Raw genomic sequence first — 4,301 nt, 5'->3', positions numbered from 1 at the left:
GGCGGCGCGCAGCCGCGCGGCACGGCGCCGGTTGGCCAATTTCACGCCGTGGTCCAACAGGAGGCCCAGCAGCAGCGCCAGCATGATCGCCAGTCCGGCGGCCAGGAGGGTGTTGTCATGGAACCACCGCCCGGCCAGCGCCCCGATGGCTACCGAGTACAAGGACCAGGAGATGCCGGCGGCGACGGAAAACAGGACGAACTTGCGGTGGTTGTAGCCGGTGGCGCCGGCGGTCATGTTGACGGCCACGCGGCCCACCGGGATGTAGCGTGCGCTCAGGATCAGCAGCGCGCCGCGCCGGTCCAGTTCCCTGCGGGCCCAGGCGAAGGCCGCGGCAACCCGGGGACGCTGCATCCAGCGGAAACGGTCAGCGCCGATGCGGCGCCCGATCAGGTACGCGATGTTGTCCCCCGCTATCGCGCCGATGGCAGCAACGGCTGCCACCAGCCAGATATTCGGGGCTCCCGCGGATACCGCAATGGCCGCCAGTGCCACGACCACCGATTCGCTGGGCACCGGCGGGAAGATGCCGTCGATCAGGCAGAGAGCCAGAAGCAGTGGGTAAATCCACCATTGCGCTGCCGCATCGATGATGAAGACGCTGAGCGCGTCCATGAAAGTCTGCACGAAGTGTTCCTGTCCGCTGGATACCTAGTCCAACGATGCCATGCCGCATCTGGTGCCGCTATCGGGTAGATCCCTGACCGGGCCCCCATCGCTCAACGCCGCAGACCCCGCGGTGCACCGGGGCATCCCCCGCTCCGGCCGCACCATTTCATCGTAGCGGGGCCGGGGGAACGCCGGGAAGAGCTTGCCCCGGCGGATATATATCCGTGCTGCCCCAGTTGTTTTCAGCTGGGGTCTCCCGCTCCCCGGAGAGCGTTGCACGCCCTCCCTCACCAGGGAGGCAGGCAGTGACGGAGATCTCGCGGCGGCCAGGCCAGGGGTGGGTCACGCCACCCGGTCGATGATCAGCCGCCGGGCCGGCCGGCTCCCCTCCGGGGCAATAACGACGGCGCCGCGCAGCGCCTCCCTGGCCCGGTCGAACCTCTCGGGGGTATCGGTCAGCAGCGTCATCAGCGGTTCGCCTGCGCGGACCACCGCCCCGGGCTTGGCGTGCATCCGCACGCCGGCTCCGGCCTGCACGGCGTCTTCCTTGCGGGCTCGTCCGGCACCGAGCCGCCAGGCGGCGACGCCGACGGCGAGGGCGTCCAGTTGCATCAGCACGCCGTCGGCCTCGGCGTAGACGACTTCCGACTCCCTGGCCACCGGCAGCTTGGCGTCGGGATCCCCGCCCTGGGCGCGGATCATGGATTTCCAGACGTCCATGGCTCGGCCGTCCCGCAGCGCGGCCGCGGGGTCGGCATCCGTCACGCCGGCTGCCTGCAGCATCTCCTCGGCCAGCCTCACGGTCAGCTCCACGACATCCTCGGGGCCGCCGCCCGCCAGCACCTCCACCGATTCCTCGACCTCGATGGCGTTGCCGGCGGTCAGCCCGAGCGGCGTGCTCATATCGGTCAGCAGCGCCACGGTGTTCACGCCCGCGTCCTGGCCCAGGGCGACCATGGTCTCGGCCAGTTCCCGGGCGTTGCGCTCGTCCTTCATGAAGGCGCCGCTGCCGACCTTCACGTCCAGCACCAGCGAGCCGGTGCCTTCGGCAATCTTCTTGCTCATGATCGAGGAGGCGATCAGCGGGATCGCCTCGACCGTGCCGGTCACGTCGCGCAGCGCGTAGAGCTTCTTGTCCGCGGGAGCCAGGCCGGCCCCGGCCGCGCAGATCACGGCGCCGATGTTGGCCAGCTGGCTCATCATCTCGTCATTGCTGAGCAGGGCCCGCCAGCCCGGAATCGACTCGAGCTTGTCCAGGGTGCCGCCGGTGTGGCCCAGGCCGCGGCCGGACAGCTGCGGCACCGCCACGCCGAAGACGGCCACCAGCGGGGCCAGCGGGAGGGTGATCTTGTCCCCCACGCCGCCGGTGGAATGCTTGTCCGCGGTCGGCTTGCCGAGCGAGGAGAAGTCCATCCGCTCGCCGGAGGCGATCATCGCCGTCGTCCAGTGCGCGATCTCCTCCCGGTCCATGCCGTTGAGCAGGATGGCCATGTTCAGCGCGGACATCTGCTCATCGGCGATGGCCCCGCGGGTGTAGGCGTCGATGGTCCAGGCGATCTGCTCCGGGCTGAGCGTTCCCTTGTCCCGCTTGGTCCGGATGATGTCGACGGCGTCGAATGTTTCGGTCATGTCCTGCTCCTTAGGTGATGCGTTCCGCCCGTCAGGCCAGGTGCTGCGGGCCGAAGGCGTCCGGCAGCACCTGGTCCATGGTCCTGACGCCGGCCGGCGTCATCAGCAGCATGCCGGGCGCGCGGAACTCGTACAGCAGCTGACGGCACCGGCCGCACGGCATCAGGGCGTTGCCCTCCCCGTCCACGCAGCTGAAGGCGGCCAGTTTCCCGCCGCCCGTCATGTTCAGCTGGCTCACCAGCGAACATTCCGCGCACAGGGTCAAGCCATAGGAGGCGTTTTCCACGTTGCAGCCGGAGACGATCCGGCCGTCGTCGGTGAGCGCGGCGGCACCGACCGGGAAGCCCGAGTACGGTACGTAGGCCAGCCGCATGGCGGCCTCCGCGGCCTGCTGGAGGGCGTGCCAGTCCACCTGAGCCGTCGTTGGTGCGTCCACGGTCAACCCTTGATGTACGGCACGCCGCTGGCGGCCGGGGGTCGGGCGCGGCCCACCAGGCCGGCGACGGCGAAGATGGTCACCACGTAGGGCAGCATGGCCAGGAACTGGTTCGGCACCGTGGAGCCCAGGGCGCTGAGCACGTACTGCAGGTTGGTCGCGAAGCCAAACAGCAGCGCCGCGAAGAACGCGTACAGCGGGTTCCAGCGGCCGAAGATCAGCGCCGCCAGGGCGATGTAGCCCTGCCCGGCGGTCATGTCGCGGCCGAAGCTGGAGACAAGGACCAGGGTGAAGAAGGCGCCGCCGAAACCGGCGACGACGCCGGCCAGCAGCACGTTCATGAACCGCATCCGGTTGACCTTCACGCCCAGGGTGTCCGCCGCCTTGGGGTGTTCCCCGACGGCACGGGTGCGCAGGCCCCACTTGGTGTGGAACAGGCCGAAGTAGATCACGGCCACCGCGACGTACATCAGGTAGCCGACCACCGACTGCTCGAACAGGATGGGGCCGATGATCGGGATGTCGGAGAGCACCGGAATGCTGATGATCGGCAGCCGCGGCGGAGAGTTCCAGGTAGCGGAGTCGGCCGAGAGGACGGTGGAGAACAGGAAACCGGTCAGGCCGGAAACCAGCACGTTGAGCACCACCCCCACGATCACCTGGTTGACGATGTACTTGATGCTGAACACCGCCAGTACCGCCGAGACGAGCACGCCGCCGACGGCCGCTGCGGCCAGCCCGATGAACGCGTTGCCGGAGAGCGATCCGGCGACCGCGGCGGAGAAGGCACCGAACAGCAACTGTCCTTCGATGGCGATGTTGACGACGCCGGAGCGCTCGCACAGCACGCCGGAGAGGGAGCCGAAGATCAGCGGCACGGCCAGCGTGACCGAACCGGCCAGCAGCCCGTAGAGGGCCACGTTGGGGGTCCGGGCGCTGCCGACCACCCAGGTGAGGAATCCGACCACGAACAGCACGGCAAAGACGGCCACCAGCCAGCCGGGGACCTTACGTCCGGACCGGACCAGCATGAACGACCAGACGGCGCCGGCGAGCATCAGGACGGCCGTGACCCAGCCGGTGGCGACGGCCGAGAGCACCACCGATGGCAGCACCACCGGGTCGTTGGGGTCCGACAGCCGGAAGGTCACCGAGTTGTTCGGCGCCCCGACCGCGAAAACCAGGACGGCCGCGAAAGCCAGGACGGCCAGGATGACCGGCGTCTTCCAGTTCCGCACGGTGTCCGCAGCGGCTGGGCTTTGCTGCGGGGCGGTGGCGGTAACCGTGCTCATGCTGCACCTCCGGTGCTTGCGGTCTTACGGGGTTTTGCCGTCAGTTTGCCCGGCTCGGGGAGCCGGAAGATCGCGCGCACGAGCGGCGGCGCCGCGATGAACAGCACGATCATGGACTGGACCACCAGCACGATGTCGATGCCGGTGCCCGTGTTGGTCTGCATGGTCACCCCGCCGGCGCGGAAGGCGCCGAACAGCAGGCCGGCCGCGAGGGTGCCCCACGGCGTCGAACGTCCCAGCAGTGCCACGGTGATGGCGTCGAACCCGAAACTGGCCGCGACCATCACGGAAGAAGTTGCCGGCAGTGCAGAGTTGCCGGCCGGTCTGCAGGAACT

4 protein-coding genes and 1 pseudogene are annotated in these 4,301 nt (G+C 69.0%); all 5 read right to left on the bottom strand.

The window, feature by feature from the left end:
- On the bottom strand, positions 1-627 hold a 627-nt coding region (locus AC5RV2_RS15230), incomplete at its 3' end, for a DedA family protein (RefSeq protein WP_494093032.1).
- Positions 628-951: 324 nt separating this feature from the next.
- Positions 952-2,238, bottom strand: coding sequence for a thymidine phosphorylase (locus AC5RV2_RS15225; protein WP_494093031.1), 1,287 nt, complete (start codon positions 2,236-2,238; stop codon positions 952-954).
- A 31-nt stretch (positions 2,239-2,269) separates the two neighbouring features.
- Positions 2,270-2,674, bottom strand: a complete 405-nt coding sequence (locus tag AC5RV2_RS15220) for a cytidine deaminase (protein WP_494093030.1) — start codon at positions 2,672-2,674, stop codon at positions 2,270-2,272.
- Between the two features lie 2 nt (positions 2,675-2,676).
- On the bottom strand, positions 2,677-3,966 hold the full coding sequence (locus AC5RV2_RS15215) for an ABC transporter permease (protein WP_494093029.1): 1,290 nt from the start codon (positions 3,964-3,966) through the stop codon (positions 2,677-2,679).
- Positions 3,963-4,301, bottom strand: a pseudogene (locus AC5RV2_RS15210) (ABC transporter permease); the annotation flags it as partial. The pseudogene AC5RV2_RS15210 and the gene AC5RV2_RS15215, both read right to left, overlap by 4 nt.

The organism is Arthrobacter sp. Y3225116 (genome assembly GCF_059091245.1).
The sequence above is the reverse complement of the archived record's forward strand: the minus strand, read 5'-3'. Positions and strand labels throughout refer to the sequence as shown.

Excerpts from the sequence above, each read along its gene's own strand:
- AC5RV2_RS15225 (WP_494093031.1), bottom strand. The coding sequence starts at position 2,238 with ATGACCGAAACATTCGACGCCGTCGACATCATCCGGACCAAGCGGGAC.
- AC5RV2_RS15215 (WP_494093029.1), bottom strand. The coding sequence starts at position 3,966 with ATGAGCACGGTTACCGCCACCGCCCCGCAGCAAAGCCCAGCCGCTGCG.